The sequence below is a fragment of the Enterococcus sp. B2E4 genome (assembly GCF_030499455.1).
In the GTDB taxonomy this organism is placed as follows: Bacteria; Bacillota; Bacilli; order Lactobacillales; family Enterococcaceae; genus Enterococcus_D; species Enterococcus_D casseliflavus.
In genome coordinates this window covers 639,478-652,738 of sequence record NZ_JAUKPK010000001.1, presented here as the reverse complement: position 1 = coordinate 652,738, position 13,261 = coordinate 639,478, and the positions used below count along the sequence as shown (strand labels likewise).

Annotated in this window: 13 protein-coding genes and 2 pseudogenes; 10 read left to right on the top strand and 5 right to left on the bottom strand. The window is 41.1% G+C overall.

From position 1 onward, the window contains the following. Positions 1–20: 20 nt before the first annotated feature. Complete coding sequence (locus tag Q1X33_RS03080) at positions 21–665, bottom strand: CPBP family intramembrane glutamic endopeptidase (protein WP_301969542.1); 645 nt, start codon at positions 663–665, stop codon at positions 21–23. A gap of 217 nt (positions 666–882) precedes the next feature. Between Q1X33_RS03080 and groES the strand changes: the two genes are divergently transcribed. Continuing rightward, positions 883–1,167, top strand: a complete 285-nt coding sequence (gene groES / locus Q1X33_RS03075) for a co-chaperone GroES (RefSeq protein WP_005225291.1) — start codon at positions 883–885, stop codon at positions 1,165–1,167. A gap of 32 nt (positions 1,168–1,199) precedes the next feature. After that, positions 1,200–2,828 (top strand): chaperonin GroEL, encoded by a 1,629-nt coding sequence (gene groL / locus Q1X33_RS03070; protein ID WP_005237384.1) that lies wholly within the window; start codon positions 1,200–1,202, stop codon positions 2,826–2,828. A gap of 206 nt (positions 2,829–3,034) precedes the next feature. Here groL and Q1X33_RS03065 read toward each other — a convergent pair whose 3' ends face one another. Further along, positions 3,035–3,241, bottom strand: a complete 207-nt coding sequence (locus tag Q1X33_RS03065; protein WP_301969541.1) for a hypothetical protein — start codon at positions 3,239–3,241, stop codon at positions 3,035–3,037. Positions 3,242–3,632: 391 nt separating this feature from the next. On the opposite strand from Q1X33_RS03065, the gene Q1X33_RS03060 reads away from it, so the two are divergent. From Q1X33_RS03060 to Q1X33_RS03050, 3 genes and pseudogenes are all read left to right on the top strand, one after another. Next, entirely contained in the window at positions 3,633–4,379 is a 747-nt protein-coding gene (locus Q1X33_RS03060; protein ID WP_195961477.1) for a YcjF family protein, read from the top strand. A 98-nt stretch (positions 4,380–4,477) separates the two neighbouring features. Beyond that, positions 4,478–4,984 (top strand): annotated as a pseudogene (locus tag Q1X33_RS03055) (hypothetical protein). Further along, a pseudogene (locus tag Q1X33_RS03050) lies at positions 4,984–6,303 on the top strand (glycosyltransferase). Before Q1X33_RS03055 ends, Q1X33_RS03050 begins: the two co-directional pseudogenes overlap by 1 nt. Positions 6,304–6,367: 64 nt before the next feature. Here the strand turns inward: Q1X33_RS03050 and Q1X33_RS03045 are convergent. After that, on the bottom strand, positions 6,368–7,066 hold the full coding sequence (locus Q1X33_RS03045; protein ID WP_034868333.1) for a GntR family transcriptional regulator: 699 nt from the start codon (positions 7,064–7,066) through the stop codon (positions 6,368–6,370). A 199-nt stretch (positions 7,067–7,265) separates the two neighbouring features. Here Q1X33_RS03045 and Q1X33_RS03040 point away from each other — a divergent pair, with 199 nt between their 5' ends. The 4 genes from Q1X33_RS03040 (at position 7,266) to Q1X33_RS03025 (ending at position 10,953) form a co-directional block, all read left to right on the top strand. Further along, on the top strand, positions 7,266–8,645 hold the full coding sequence (locus Q1X33_RS03040; protein WP_218212906.1) for a glycoside hydrolase family 1 protein: 1,380 nt from the start codon (positions 7,266–7,268) through the stop codon (positions 8,643–8,645). Positions 8,646–8,656: 11 nt separating this feature from the next. Further along, a complete protein-coding gene (locus Q1X33_RS03035) occupies positions 8,657–9,970 on the top strand; it encodes a PTS sugar transporter subunit IIC (RefSeq protein WP_194195587.1) in 1,314 nt (437 codons plus the stop codon). Between the two features lie 152 nt (positions 9,971–10,122). Then, the gene (locus Q1X33_RS03030) at positions 10,123–10,422 is read left to right on the top strand and encodes a MazG-like family protein (RefSeq protein ID WP_016610558.1); all 300 of its coding nucleotides are present in this window, start codon (positions 10,123–10,125) and stop codon (positions 10,420–10,422) included. A gap of 72 nt (positions 10,423–10,494) precedes the next feature. After that, positions 10,495–10,953, top strand: a complete 459-nt coding sequence (locus Q1X33_RS03025; protein WP_301969540.1) for a GNAT family N-acetyltransferase — start codon at positions 10,495–10,497, stop codon at positions 10,951–10,953. Between the two features lie 255 nt (positions 10,954–11,208). Here the strand turns inward: Q1X33_RS03025 and Q1X33_RS03020 are convergent, their stop codons facing one another. Further along, positions 11,209–12,048, bottom strand: a complete 840-nt coding sequence (locus tag Q1X33_RS03020) for an AraC family transcriptional regulator (protein ID WP_074536538.1) — start codon at positions 12,046–12,048, stop codon at positions 11,209–11,211. 114 nt (positions 12,049–12,162) lie between these two features. Here Q1X33_RS03020 and Q1X33_RS03015 point away from each other — a divergent pair, with 114 nt between their 5' ends. Next, positions 12,163–13,041, top strand: a complete 879-nt coding sequence (locus tag Q1X33_RS03015) for a DMT family transporter (RefSeq protein WP_218212905.1) — start codon at positions 12,163–12,165, stop codon at positions 13,039–13,041. 74 nt (positions 13,042–13,115) lie between these two features. On the opposite strand, the gene Q1X33_RS03010 is transcribed toward Q1X33_RS03015, so the two are convergent. Then, a complete protein-coding gene (locus Q1X33_RS03010) occupies positions 13,116–13,256 on the bottom strand; it encodes a hypothetical protein (RefSeq protein WP_005237363.1) in 141 nt (46 codons plus the stop codon). Between the last annotated feature and the right edge of the window lie 5 nt (positions 13,257–13,261).

Sequence of the window (13,261 nt, the reverse complement as noted above, 5' to 3'; positions counted from 1 at the left end):
TTCTGCGTAGCGTTTTTTCTTTAGGGCATTTGGATATAGCCGTAATGAAGCAATAACTGAATAATAATAACTAAAGTGTTCATTCCCACATGGGTGATCATGGAAGTCCAAATACTGCCGGTCAAAGCATAAAGCCCAGAAAAGAACAGTCCTAAGAAAATATAGACTAAGAGATGATTGTCATTGTGGGCAAAGGCAAAGGCTACGGCGCTGACCACTACACCGACCCATACATTGCTGTATTTCCCAATGATGCCAACTAAGGCTCTGCGGAAGACAAATTCCTCCATAATTGGCCCACCGACCATTGCTGCGAGAGCAAAGAGTGGGTTTTGCACCACGATGGCAATAATGTTTTCGGTATTTTGAGAAGCGCTGACTTCTCCGAAAAAGGATTCGATAAAGATGGCTAGATTTTGCAACAAAATCGCTGCGACAATGCCTGTTAGCCCGTAAATAAGAATCGCTGAGACTTTGGTTTTTTTGTGTTCAAACGATAGCGGTTCTGTTTGTTTGAAATACAAGAAAAACATGATCGCTGCACCAGCTAAGTAACCGATCGTTGTTGCTGCCACTTGATGTCCGCTAGGGATGAATGCGATCGGTAGAAAAAAGACGATGCCGTAAGTAAGAATCGTGGACAAAGAATATTTTGATAAAGACATAGTTGTTTCCTCACACTCCTTTGCTTCATTATAGACTAGGTTGCTTCTAGAAACAAAAAATCCTACTATATTTATCAATCAATTAGAAATGCAAAAAAAATTTAGCAAAAGGCTTGCAAAAATTTGGGAAAATGAGTAATATTGAAACTGTAAGTTAGCACTCGATACAAGAGAGTGCTAATGCTAAATTCTATAACATTCATTGGAGGGATTTATCGTGTTAAGACCATTAGGTGATCGTGTGATTATCGAAGTCGCAAAAGAAGAAGAAAAAACTGTAGGCGGAATCGTGCTTGCATCAGCAGCAAAAGAAAAACCACAAACGGGTACCGTTATTGCAGTCGGCGAAGGACGCACGCTCGAAAACGGTGAAAAAGCTCCTGTTGCTGTCAACGTTGGCGAACAAGTAATGTTCGAAAAATACGCTGGCACGGAAGTGAAATATGAAGGAACAGAATATTTGATCGTTGCTGCAAAAGATATCATTGCAGTAGTAGAATAAGAAAAATAAAAAATACTTGAGGTGATGAAATCATGGCAAAAGAAATCAAATTTGCAGAAGACGCACGCGCAGCAATGCTTCGTGGGGTAGATAAATTAGCAGATACAGTAAAAGTAACCTTAGGCCCTAAAGGTCGTAACGTGGTTTTAGAAAAATCTTACGGTTCACCATTGATCACAAATGACGGTGTAACGATCGCTAAAGAAATCGAATTAGAAGATCATTTTGAAAACATGGGCGCAAAACTTGTTTCTGAAGTCGCTTCAAAAACAAACGATATCGCTGGTGACGGAACAACGACTGCTACGTTATTGACACAAGCAATCGTTCGTGAAGGATTGAAAAATGTCACCGCTGGTGCGAACCCATTAGGTATTCGTCGTGGGATCGAAATGGCAACAAAAGTGGCTGTAGAAGAGCTACACAACATTTCATCAATCGTTGATTCAAAAGAAGCAATCGCACAAGTTGGTGCTGTTTCTTCTGGTAGTGAAAAAGTTGGTCAATACATCGCTGATGCAATGGAAAAAGTCGGCAATGACGGTGTTATCACTATTGAAGAATCAAAAGGGATCGAAACAGAATTAGATGTTGTGGAAGGAATGCAATTTGATCGTGGTTACTTATCACAATACATGGTAACTGACAACGATAAAATGGAAGCAGCGTTAGAAAATCCATACATCTTGATCACTGACAAAAAAATCTCTAACATCCAAGATATCTTGCCATTGTTAGAACAAATCTTACAACAATCAAAACCATTATTGATCATCGCTGATGACGTTGATGGCGAAGCATTACCAACACTTGTATTGAACAAAATCCGTGGAACATTCAATGTTGTTGCAGTGAAAGCACCAGGATTTGGTGACCGTCGTAAAGCAATGCTAGAAGACATTGCGATCTTAACTGGTGGTACAGTGATCACTGAAGACTTAGGTCTTGAGCTGAAAGATGCAACCATCGATAACTTAGGTCAAGCAAGCAAAGTGGTTGTGGATAAAGACAACACAACAATCGTTGAAGGTGCTGGTGAAAAAGAAGCAATTGACGCACGCGTTCAATTGATCAAAAACCAAATCGCTGATACAACTTCTGACTTTGACCGTGAAAAACTACAAGAACGCTTAGCAAAACTTGCTGGTGGGGTTGCAGTGATCAAAGTTGGGGCACCAACTGAAACTGAATTGAAAGAATTGAAATTACGTATTGAAGATGCATTGAATGCAACACGTGCCGCGGTTGAAGAAGGCATGGTCTCAGGTGGGGGAACTGCCTTAGTGAATGTCATCAACAAAGTTGCAGAAATCGAAACAGATGGCGATGCAGCAACAGGTGTCAAAATCGTTTTACGTGCCTTAGAAGAACCAGTTCGTCAAATTGCTGAAAATGCAGGCTACGAAGGTTCAGTCATCATCGACAAATTGAAAAACGCTGACTTAGGCGTTGGTTTCAATGCAGCAACTGGCGAATGGGTAAACATGCTAGAAGCTGGGATCGTTGACCCAACAAAAGTGACGCGTTCTGCATTACAAAACGCAGCTTCTGTTGCCGCATTATTGTTAACGACTGAAGCAGTCGTTGCCGACAAACCAGAACCAGCAGCGCCAGCAGCTCCTGCAATGGACCCATCAATGGGTATGGGCGGCATGATGTAAGCAAGCCTTGAGAACTCCTCTTTTGAGGGGTTCTTTTTTTGTGCGATCTAAAAATACTTCAACACAGAAAAAGACAAAAAACCTTTCTTCTTAGTATTCTAAGCACCAAAGAATTGGTTCATTGCTTGAATAAAAGGAGAAAGGATTGGTAGATATAAGCTATCTATTTGTCTTGTAAAGGCAGCGTGTTTTCTAAGGAACGTCAATTACAACCGTTCCCAAAGTCCCTGCGCAAAACCAGTAATAAATTCGTAGAGAGCCGGCAGTATCACCGAAATACATAAAACGACAAAGACCATTTTCTGAACAGCAGTTAATTGTTTGAGGAAATGGTTTTTTGTGAACAATAAATACGCGATACAGATAACGGCAAGCAGCTGCAATAGATCAAATAAAATGGACAAGAAAATCACCTTTTCTGATTAGATTGAATGGACGATAGAATGATGGATTCTCTCAACATAGAGCAAAGAGTTGAATGATATGGTTCTGAGAAAACGTGAAGATCAACGTTTATAAAGAAACGGTATTTCGACGCCAAAGAATGCGAAGATCCCGCTTAAAAGAAAGTAAGTCAATAAGCCTAGATAAAAAAGGATTTTCCAATTCAATTTCTTTTTCATTCGATCCACTCCTTTTGTGTATCATAGCATAAAAAAACGATAATATAAATAAATAATCTAAAGATGCAAATTTGCATTTTTTCAGCAAGTGTAAGCTCTCTCAAGCTACATTTTCGCTATCTTGAAAAACCTGAGCTAAAATAGAAAGAGGAACAAAATCATGGCTCACTTTGATTTTTAGATAAACAACGAGTCGAAAGAAGGAGACATTTCTTTGAAAAAACCATGGATAAAACGCAAAAAGAAGCAACACGAAAATGAATTATTAACGGAACAGTCCGTTCAAGTCGAGCAAAGTCAAATGGGAGAAGAGTTGCAAGAAGAAGCGGAGTTTACTTCTTTTTTTGCGGATGTCATGAAGCGAATGCCGAAAAAATCGGCTGCCCTGGTGATGAAAGGCTATGACGGATCAAAAGCCCAGGCGGAAAAAGTGTTAGCGAAAAGCAAGGATCAATTTGATCAGGTGTTTGAGGAGTTTTTGGTTGGCGTAGATGATGAAACGCGGAAAAAAGCCCACCGTACGATCCATGCGGCTTCTTTGACGGCGGCGATCATCGGCTGTTCACCGATTCCCTTTTCAGATGCAGTGTTACTTGTGCCAGTTCAAATGACGATGATGGCACGTTTGTATCGTATTTTTGGGCGAACATGGCGTGAAGGGTTAGCGAAAAGTATTTCGAAAGAGCTAGTCGTTGTGAGTTTTGGTCGCAGTGCCGTTGGCAATATCTTGAAATTTGTTCCAGCAGTTGGCACCGTTGCTGGAGCTGCAATCAATGCCAGTGTGGCTAGTGGTATCACCGAAGCATTAGGCTGGGTGACTGTCAAGATGCTGAATGATGGGGAAGATGTGTTTGAGCAAGTGATGTCCTTTAAAGGCCAATTTCACACGCTGTTCAATGCGTTGAAAGTTGGCAAGAAATCTAAGTGAGACAAACAGAAGAAGAACGAAGCAGGTCCAGACGACTTGCTTTTGTTGCTTCTTTTTCTTCACAGCAAATAAAAAATATTTTTTAAGGAGTGAGTAAAATGAAACATCGAGTGACACGGGAAGAAGTCAAAGAACGGTTGGTCACCGATGCGTATTTTCAAAAAGGTCGTTCCGCTTTAAAGACCCGCCAAACGATTTTGACGATTCTTGCTTGGCTGATGGTCTTGGTTCCCTTTGTCTGGCTGGCCATTCCATTGACGCTGCCGAATCTGGCGGATCGGATCGCCTTTCGGACCTATTTAGAAGAAGCAGTCACTTTCGAATTTCTAGCGTTATTTTTAGGCATTTCTTTTTTGGTTTTAGTTCTTACGTTTACTTTATTAACTTTGAGGAACAATCGCCGCTTCAAACGATTGCTGCAAAAGCAATCGATGCATGATGAAGCTGCCTTGGAAAAGCGCAAAGAGTTGCTAGAAGCATTTTACGAAGAACGCTTCGGGACGAAAGAAGAACGCCACGGGGCAAAATACTAAGCGGTTGCACCAGAGCAAAACATCGGAGAAACGGAGATCCAAGAACTTTTCCGTAGAAACGGGGTGGGCTGATGGTTGTCAATTTTGATACTGGGTTCCCGTGGTTGGACACATTTTTAACAGTCGTTTTGATGATTCTCTTCACGTATCCAATTTTAGGTGGCTTTGCTTGGTTCATCGGGGTGATCTGCAATCGATTTTTTGTTCCGTTATCGACAATTAGAGTGGATACCGATCCCCGCAGAGATCGAGCCGATGATCACGATTATGGTACCAGCTCACAATGAAGAAATCGTTATTGAAGACACGATTCATTATTTAATGAACAATCTGAACTACAGCAATTATGAGGTGTTGGTGACTGATGATGGCTCAACGGATCAAACCCTGTGATACTAGACCGATTGATGGAACAGTACCCAAATCTAAGAGTGTTGCGCATCGAAAAAAACCAAGGAAAAGCCTATGCCTTTAATATTGGGGTAGGGTTTGCCAAAGGGGAATTGATCTTGAGCAACAATGCAGATACGGTTCCTGAACCTGATGCGTTATGGAAATATGTCAATTATTTCATCCGCCAAGACTCCATCAATATCTCTGCCATTACGGCGAATATGGATGTTCAAAATCGCACAACGATCGTAGGGAAATCACAAACCGTTGAATTTTCAAATATCGTAGGAATTATCAAACGGACCCAGCAAGCCGTTTTCGGCGTCATCTATGCCTATAGCGGTGCCAATACGATGTATCGCCGCGCGGCATTGATGGACGTGGGTCTGTTTCGACAAAATCGAGCAACAGAAGACATCAGTATTGCCTGGGACCACCAATTCCGAGGTTGGCTGTCTTTATTTGCTTCACGAGTGATGTTTTTCATGGAGGTGCCAGAAACACTCAAGATGCTCTACCGACAACGGAAACGCTGGGCGAAGGGCGGTACAGAAGTATGGCTGACCAACTTTAAAAAGGTCTTTTTGCATCCTTTTGAAAACATTGGTCGAACCGCTATGTTTGTCGATCAAACATTAAGTATCATTTGGTCATTCTTTTTCTGGCTTTCATCTGCCTTGTTTGTCTTCTATCTGATCTATTATGGTGCAACTGGGAATTACGAACGGATCTATCATATGTTTACGATGGCCTTTCTCTTCGTTTGTTTCGAGATGATTGCGGGGGTGATGCAGCTATTTACCAGCCTCCTGGCGGATGATAACCGCAGCAAGCTGAAGTATTTCCGTTTTGCCCCTTTTTACATGCTGTTTTACTGGATGATCAATGCCATAACGATCGTCACTACCTTTATTCCAGCCGTCAAAACCATCCTTGGCTACGGCAGCGGCGTTTGGGTCAGCCCTGAGCGAACGGCGAAAAAAACCGAAGAATCTTAATGAATTCACCTTCCCTGGACAATAAAAACAAGTCTGAGTTTTCTTCAGACTTGTTTTTTTGCCATTAAGGTTCAGAAAGATAGTAAATCTCACGATTTTGGTAAGGATAACGAGTTTGCGAAAATTCGAAGGGTCGTCCGTCGGAGAGACGAGCAACTTGTTCTAATTCTAAGATCGGATCATTGGGATCGACTTCTAAATATTTGATATCATAGGAATCTGCTTTGTCGGCACGGATTTTACGTATGGCGGGACCTATTTTGAGATGTAAGGAATCAGTGATATATCGATAGATCGAGTGTTCAAGGATCGCCATATCAATATCGGGAATGGTTTTGATGGGCATGATCGTGTACTCCAATTCAAAGGGTTCGTTATCAACATAGCGCAGTCGTACGATATCATAAACAGGTTCGTTTTCTCGCAAAGACAAGTAATCCATTTCGTTGGCTTCTGGAAAACGTACATTGAAACTAATGATTTTACTTTGCACTTTATGCCGTCCGCCATATCGGTTGACTAAACCGATATACTCATTGATCTGTCCTTGGTAGGTCGCTGAATTGACATAGGTGCCATGACCTCTTTTGGTGGAAATCAGGCCTTCTTGCTTCAGTTGATTTAGCGCTTTTTGGATCGTCATTCGCGAGGTTTGAAATCGTTTGGCTAACGCCGTTTGTTCCGGTAGTTTTGATAAAGCTGGAAAAACACCTTCATAAATATTCGTCCGCAACTGATCAACGATCTCTTTGTATTTTGTCATAGTCATCACTCCTTATGTAAAGAAATTCATGGACTTGAGTTTTGTTTGAAGGGGATAAAAACAAGGTCTATCACTAAAGAATCCGCTGAAATTCACATGTATAGAAAAAGCTTTACATGAGTTTTTGAAAAATTTACATGCCTATTTCACCTAATTATAATAGGTTTTGTAAGCGAATACAAATGATGGAGGAATCAATATGACAAAATTTTATTGGGGGAACAGTGTCAGCAGTATGCAGACAGAAGGTGGTTGGAATGAAGGCGGTAAAAGCTTATCCGTTTATGATATACGGGAAGCATCGGAACAGGCTAGCGATTGGCATGTAGCAAATGATAACTATCATGCGTATACAGAAGACTTTGATTATATGCAAGATTTGGGGATGAACATGTATCGTTTCCAAATTTCTTGGTCAAGGGTCGTTCACGATGGAGATGGTGCCTTTAATGAAGAAGGGATCGCCTATTACGATCGTTTTATTGATGATCTGCTAGCTCGAGGGATCGAGCCTATGATTTGTTTGTACCATTTTGATATGCCTCTGCATCTGGCGAAAACCTATAACGGGTTCATCAGCAAAGAAGTGAAGGACGCATTCATTCGTTTCGGAAAAGAAATGGTGGATCGTTTTGCGGATAAAGTCCATTATTGGTTAACCTTTAACGAACAAAATCTTTTCCACCAAGACCATGGTTTTAAGATCAGCGGTTATTTAGAAGGGGAAGAAACGACAGAAGAATTGTATCAGATTTTCCACAATGTCATGGTTTGCCATGCAGAAATCTGTAATTATCTTCATGAAACAACAAATGCGAAGATCGGCGGCATGCTGGCGTATTCTGAGGCGTATCCAGCGACTTGTCGTCCACAAGACATCAAAGCAGCAAGAGAGTTTGATGAATTTGCGAATTTTACTTTATTAGATTGCTATGCGCACGGCAAGTATTCGGCAGCACAAGACCGATACGTGAAAAATCATCAACTCAATATGAATATTTTACCTGGGGAATTAGAAGCGATCGCAGCCCAGAAAAATGATTACATTGCCTTTAGCTATTATGCTTCTTCTACCTTGAACGCTGAAAAAATTCCTGAAGGAACGCCGCCAAATCGGTACATGACTTTTGGAAAACAAGACAATCCGTATATCGAAACGACGGAATGGAATTGGCAAATTGATCCGCTCGGCTTCCGTGATGTCTTAAATAAAGTCTATCAGCGGTACCGGTTGCCAGTGTTTCCGATTGAAAACGGGATTGGGGTCAGAGAGCATTGGAATGGCAAAGAACCGATTCAAGATGATTACCGTATTGCCTATCATCAAGACCATATTCGAGCGATGTTTGAAGCGATGGTGGAAGATGGAGTGGTCTGTCTTGGGTATCTTGGTTGGGGGCTGATCGACATTTTGAGCTCGCAAGGTGATATGGAGAAACGATACGGACTCGTGTATGTCAATCGTGGCAACCATGAGTTGCGAGATATGAAACGTGTACCGAAAAAATCGTATGAATGGTTCAAAGAAGTGATCAAAACGAATGGTAGTACGATCTATACAAACCCATATACAGAATAGGAGGAACAAAAATGGCAGCAGAAAAGCGCACGTTTTTAGATAAATTTACAGAGTTTTCGGTCCGTCTCGGCAATCAGGTTCATCTCAAAAGTCTTCGTGATGCGTTTGCGACCTTAATGCCTGCCTTTATTATCGCAGGGATCGCTGTGTTGTTTAATAATGTCTTCTTTCCATGGTTTTTAGAAGGGGCTGCCTTGGCTCGAATGCAAGTGTTTGGCAATTCCATCACCAATGGAACATTGAATATCGCCGGTCTGCTGATCGCCCCGATGATCGCTTATTTTCTTTGCCGCAACAAAAACAATCCGAGCGCCATCAATGCAACCTTTGTGGCAACGACTTGCTTAGTGGTCATGTTGGCGATGGCTCATGCCGTGTTGCCAGAAGGCGCTCAAGCAGAAGTGACCATCAGTGGTGTGATGCTATTTGACGATGTCGGGACCAAAGGAATGTTTTCTGGAATCATTTGTGGGTTAGTTGCCACGGAATTATTTATTCGACTGTCAGAAAACAAGCACTTAAAAATCAATTTAGGGGATCAAGTTCCTCCTGCCGTTAGCAAATCCTTCAGCACGTTGATCCCTGCTATTTTGGTGATTTCCTTCTTTGCCGTAGTTGCGACCGTGCTAGCAGCCTTTGATACCGACCTGATTCAAATCATTTCAACAGTGATCCAAGAACCACTGCGTTTATTGAACACATCGATTTTTGGGTTCTTGATCATCTATTCAACGGGCAATTTTCTGTTTACTTTAGGCATTCACCAAACCGTCATCAATGGCACCTTGTTAGATCCATTGCTGTTAGTCAATATGAATGAAAACATGCAAGCCGTGCAAGAAGGCGCTACGCCACCCAATATCTTAAATTCAGCATTCGTGACGGTTTTCGCACAACTAGGCGGGACTGGATTTACGATCAGCTTGATCATTGCAGTGCTCTTATTCGTCCGCAATTACCAACCTTTTCGGGATGTCGTCAATCTATCCCTAGCTCCGGGTATTTTTAATATCAACGAGCCAATCATCTTTGGTTTACCGATCGTCTTCAATTTACCCATGATCATTCCCTTCGTTGCAAGTCCAATTGTGGCAACGTTGATTGGCTACTTTGCTACCGCAGTAGGATTCATTGAGCCGCTTTCTGTGATGGTTCCTTGGACGACACCACCAATTCTTAGTGCATTGTTGGCATCAAAAGGGGATTTTAAAGTTGTTTTGGTTCAAGTGATCATCATCGTCGTCTGTGTAGCAATCTATTTTCCATTTTTAAAAATCGCTCAACGGGTTGCAATCAAATCTGCTGAATTGGAGCGGGCAGAATAAACAAAACAGGATGAATCCTATACTAGAGTGACCTACAAAAGTTAGAACAAAATTCTAACGTTTTGGGGGTCACTATTTTTTGAGGTGATTTTTTTACTAAGTTTCTATTTTGAACTTTAATTAAATGGTATACTATCCCAAAAGGAGCGACTATGAAACTTTCAGAAATGCAAAAAGCGATTTATCAAAACAAAATCGATCACCAATTCAATGTCACAAATATTGAAAAAGAGTTTTTAGCTTTATATGGTGAAGTAGGGGAAGCCTTTGACGCGTATCGGAAGCAACAAGAGGTAGGAGAAGAATTGGCGGATGTGGCGATTTATCTTCTTGGGTTAGCAGAAATCCTTTCCATCGATCTTGAAGCTGAGATTCATAAAAAAATGGCCGTCAACCAAAAGCGTCGTTATACGAGTTATGGCAATGGCTATGCAAAACGAATCGATAATTGATACACGCACAAAAACTAGTAGATTCCTCGAGTATAGGCCCTTACCGAAATAGAGATGGAAGCAGGAGATAGGATGGAAAAGAATGTAAGCATGCGTGAATTAACCACGGCGGATTTAGCAGAAGTCGTGGACCACTATATTGCCGTATTTTCAGCAGAACCATGGAATGACCAATTGACAGTGCCGCAAATCACCGACTATTTATCTTCAATGATGGCAATGAATACTTTTATTGGTTATCGACTAACAGACCGAGCATCGAATGAATTGATTGGTCTTTCATTAGGCTTTATCAAGCCCTGGTATCAAGGAAAAGAGTATGTGATCGATACCTTTTTAATTACTGGCACGCATCAAGGAAAAGGCCTTGGTTCCACTTTTTTAGAAAGGATCAAAGAGGATCTGCTCAAGAAAGAGATTCCAACGATTTTGTTAGATACCGAAGAAAGTATGCCAGCAGCGGATTTTTATAAAAAGAATGGCTTTAAACCACTACCAGATAATGTGAGCTATTATTTATCTCTAGAATAATAATAGCTTGTCAATAAATAAAAAAGTCTGCGAAAAAATCGCAGGCTTTTTAGTTATGCACAGTTTCAACAGGTTTATCCACAATATGTTGTAGGAACATGTTTTCGCCTACTAAATATTGGGTGTATGGTTTTTAGAAAAGGATTTCAAAGAGATTCTTATGGACCAATGAGCGTAAAAGTGAAAAAAGTACTGAAACGCTTATAGAATATAGCAAAATTTATCTAGATGAGAGGCTCTGTTGGTACCGATCAGCTAATTTCTATCATCTTCGCGATAGGTTTTACGATACTGTAGCGGCGTTAAACCAAATTTACGCTGAAATCTTTTGCTAAAGTAGCTCAAGTGATTGAAGCCAACGTGGTAGCAGATGGTTGAGATCGGCTCATCCGTTTCGATCAATAGGTTTTTGGCTTGAGACAATCGATAATCAATCAGATAGTTGATTGGGGTCAATGTCGTGTATTGCCGAAAAAGGGCGGTACAAGTACGTGTATTGATGGCAGCAGCTTTAGCGATCGCAGGAACCGTTAATGGTTCTTGATAATGCTCATGGACAAATGCCAGCATTAAGTAGATAGTTTCTTTCTTTGGTGAAGCAGGTCTTGCAGCCATTAGCTGTGAAAGGGCAGCTAAAAACAATTCATAGAGAGTAAATCGTTGTTCAATAAGCAGAGGCAGACGCACGGTTTGAACAAATGCTTGATGTTGGGCGGTTAAGGTTAAGCGCCGATAGCTGCGGGTGCGATCGTGGACTAATTGTTCGATCGCTTCTTTAAAAGCAGGGTCAGCAATAAAGCCTGAAGAAAAATCAAAGCAGCAATATCGGACGTTTTCTGAAGCTAAAACAGCACCATGGAGTACACGGCTATTAATAATGATCGCCTCATTCTTGCTTAGCAAAATTTGCTCGTCATCTATCGTATACACGAAGCTACCTTCTTCGACCCATACAATTTGCAGCTCGTCGTGCCAATGCAGAGGCAATTGGTCGCCACGCTTTTGTTGCAAGCAACGTTGATAAATTGCGAAGGAGCGATTTGTAGTTGTATGTTTGGTCGTTTCTTCGTTTTCTTCTGTGCGTTCAAAGTACATACCGCACCACCTTTTTACAGAATAGTGTTAAAAACAATCAGGATATTGACAAAAGTTCACTATATGATTCGGTATAATACTAACAAAGTAAAGTGAAAGACAAAAGGTGTTTTTATGAAAAAAACAGTTGGGATTGTTTATGCTTGTTCAGCAGCAGCTTTGTGGGCAGTTTCTGGCATCGCTGGACAAATTTTATTTACGAAATATAGTATTTCAGCAAATTGGCTCGTTTCAACACGATTGGTTCTTTCAGGGTGTTTGTTGCTAAGCATTGGGTTAAAGGATCGCGCTCGATTGATTTCCCCATTTCGGGAGAAAAAGGACTTCATTCAGCTGCTCTTGTTTTCTTTCTTAGGCATGTTTCTCGTTCAATTTACCTACTTTAAAACGATTGAGCAAAGCAATGCTTCGTTTGCAACGATTATTCAATATACAGGACCTTTCTTTGTTTTACTCTATGCCGCGATAGCCAAAAGGCAGCTCCCCTCTTTAAAGACATGTTTCTGGTTATTGGTAACCTTACTTGGCGTGACGGCTGTGGCATCAAAAGGACAGATTGAGCAATTAGCAACTTCCCAATCTGCGCTAGGCTGGGGGTTAGCATCAGCGATATCACTAGCTTTTTATTCTATACAGCCGCGTAAACTCTTGCAAAAATATGGGAGTTTACCAATTGTCGGCTGGGGGATGTTGATTGGTGGAGGCTTGGGGAATGTGGTTCATCCAATGTGGCAGATCGATAGTCAACTGAACGTTCAAGTGATTCTTTATTTGCTGGTGGTCATTTTATTTGGAACAGCATTAGCGTATTTGATTTTTTTAACAAGTTTACGCTATTTATCCTCAACACTTGCAACAGTTTTAACAGCAGTTGAGCCACTGCTGGCTGCTTTCTTATCGATCATTGTTTTTCATGATCACTTCACAGTGGTGGAGATACTAGGATTTATGGCAGTCATTGGGAGCATCATGTGTTTACAAAAAAAATTGTGAAAAAGACGAGATTCGCCAAAATCGGTGAAGTCTCGTCTTTTTTATAAATCAACAGAAAAAGAAAACGCAGGAGTCTACGCTTTCTTTTTCTGTTCTTCTTTTTTCTTGTCTGTGGTCGGTACGGAATCTAGGGCTTTTTTGAAAATCTCTTCTTTTTTCGTTTTATAGTTATGTTGTCGTTCAGCATAAACTTTTTCTTTCGTCTTTGTTTTCATACTCG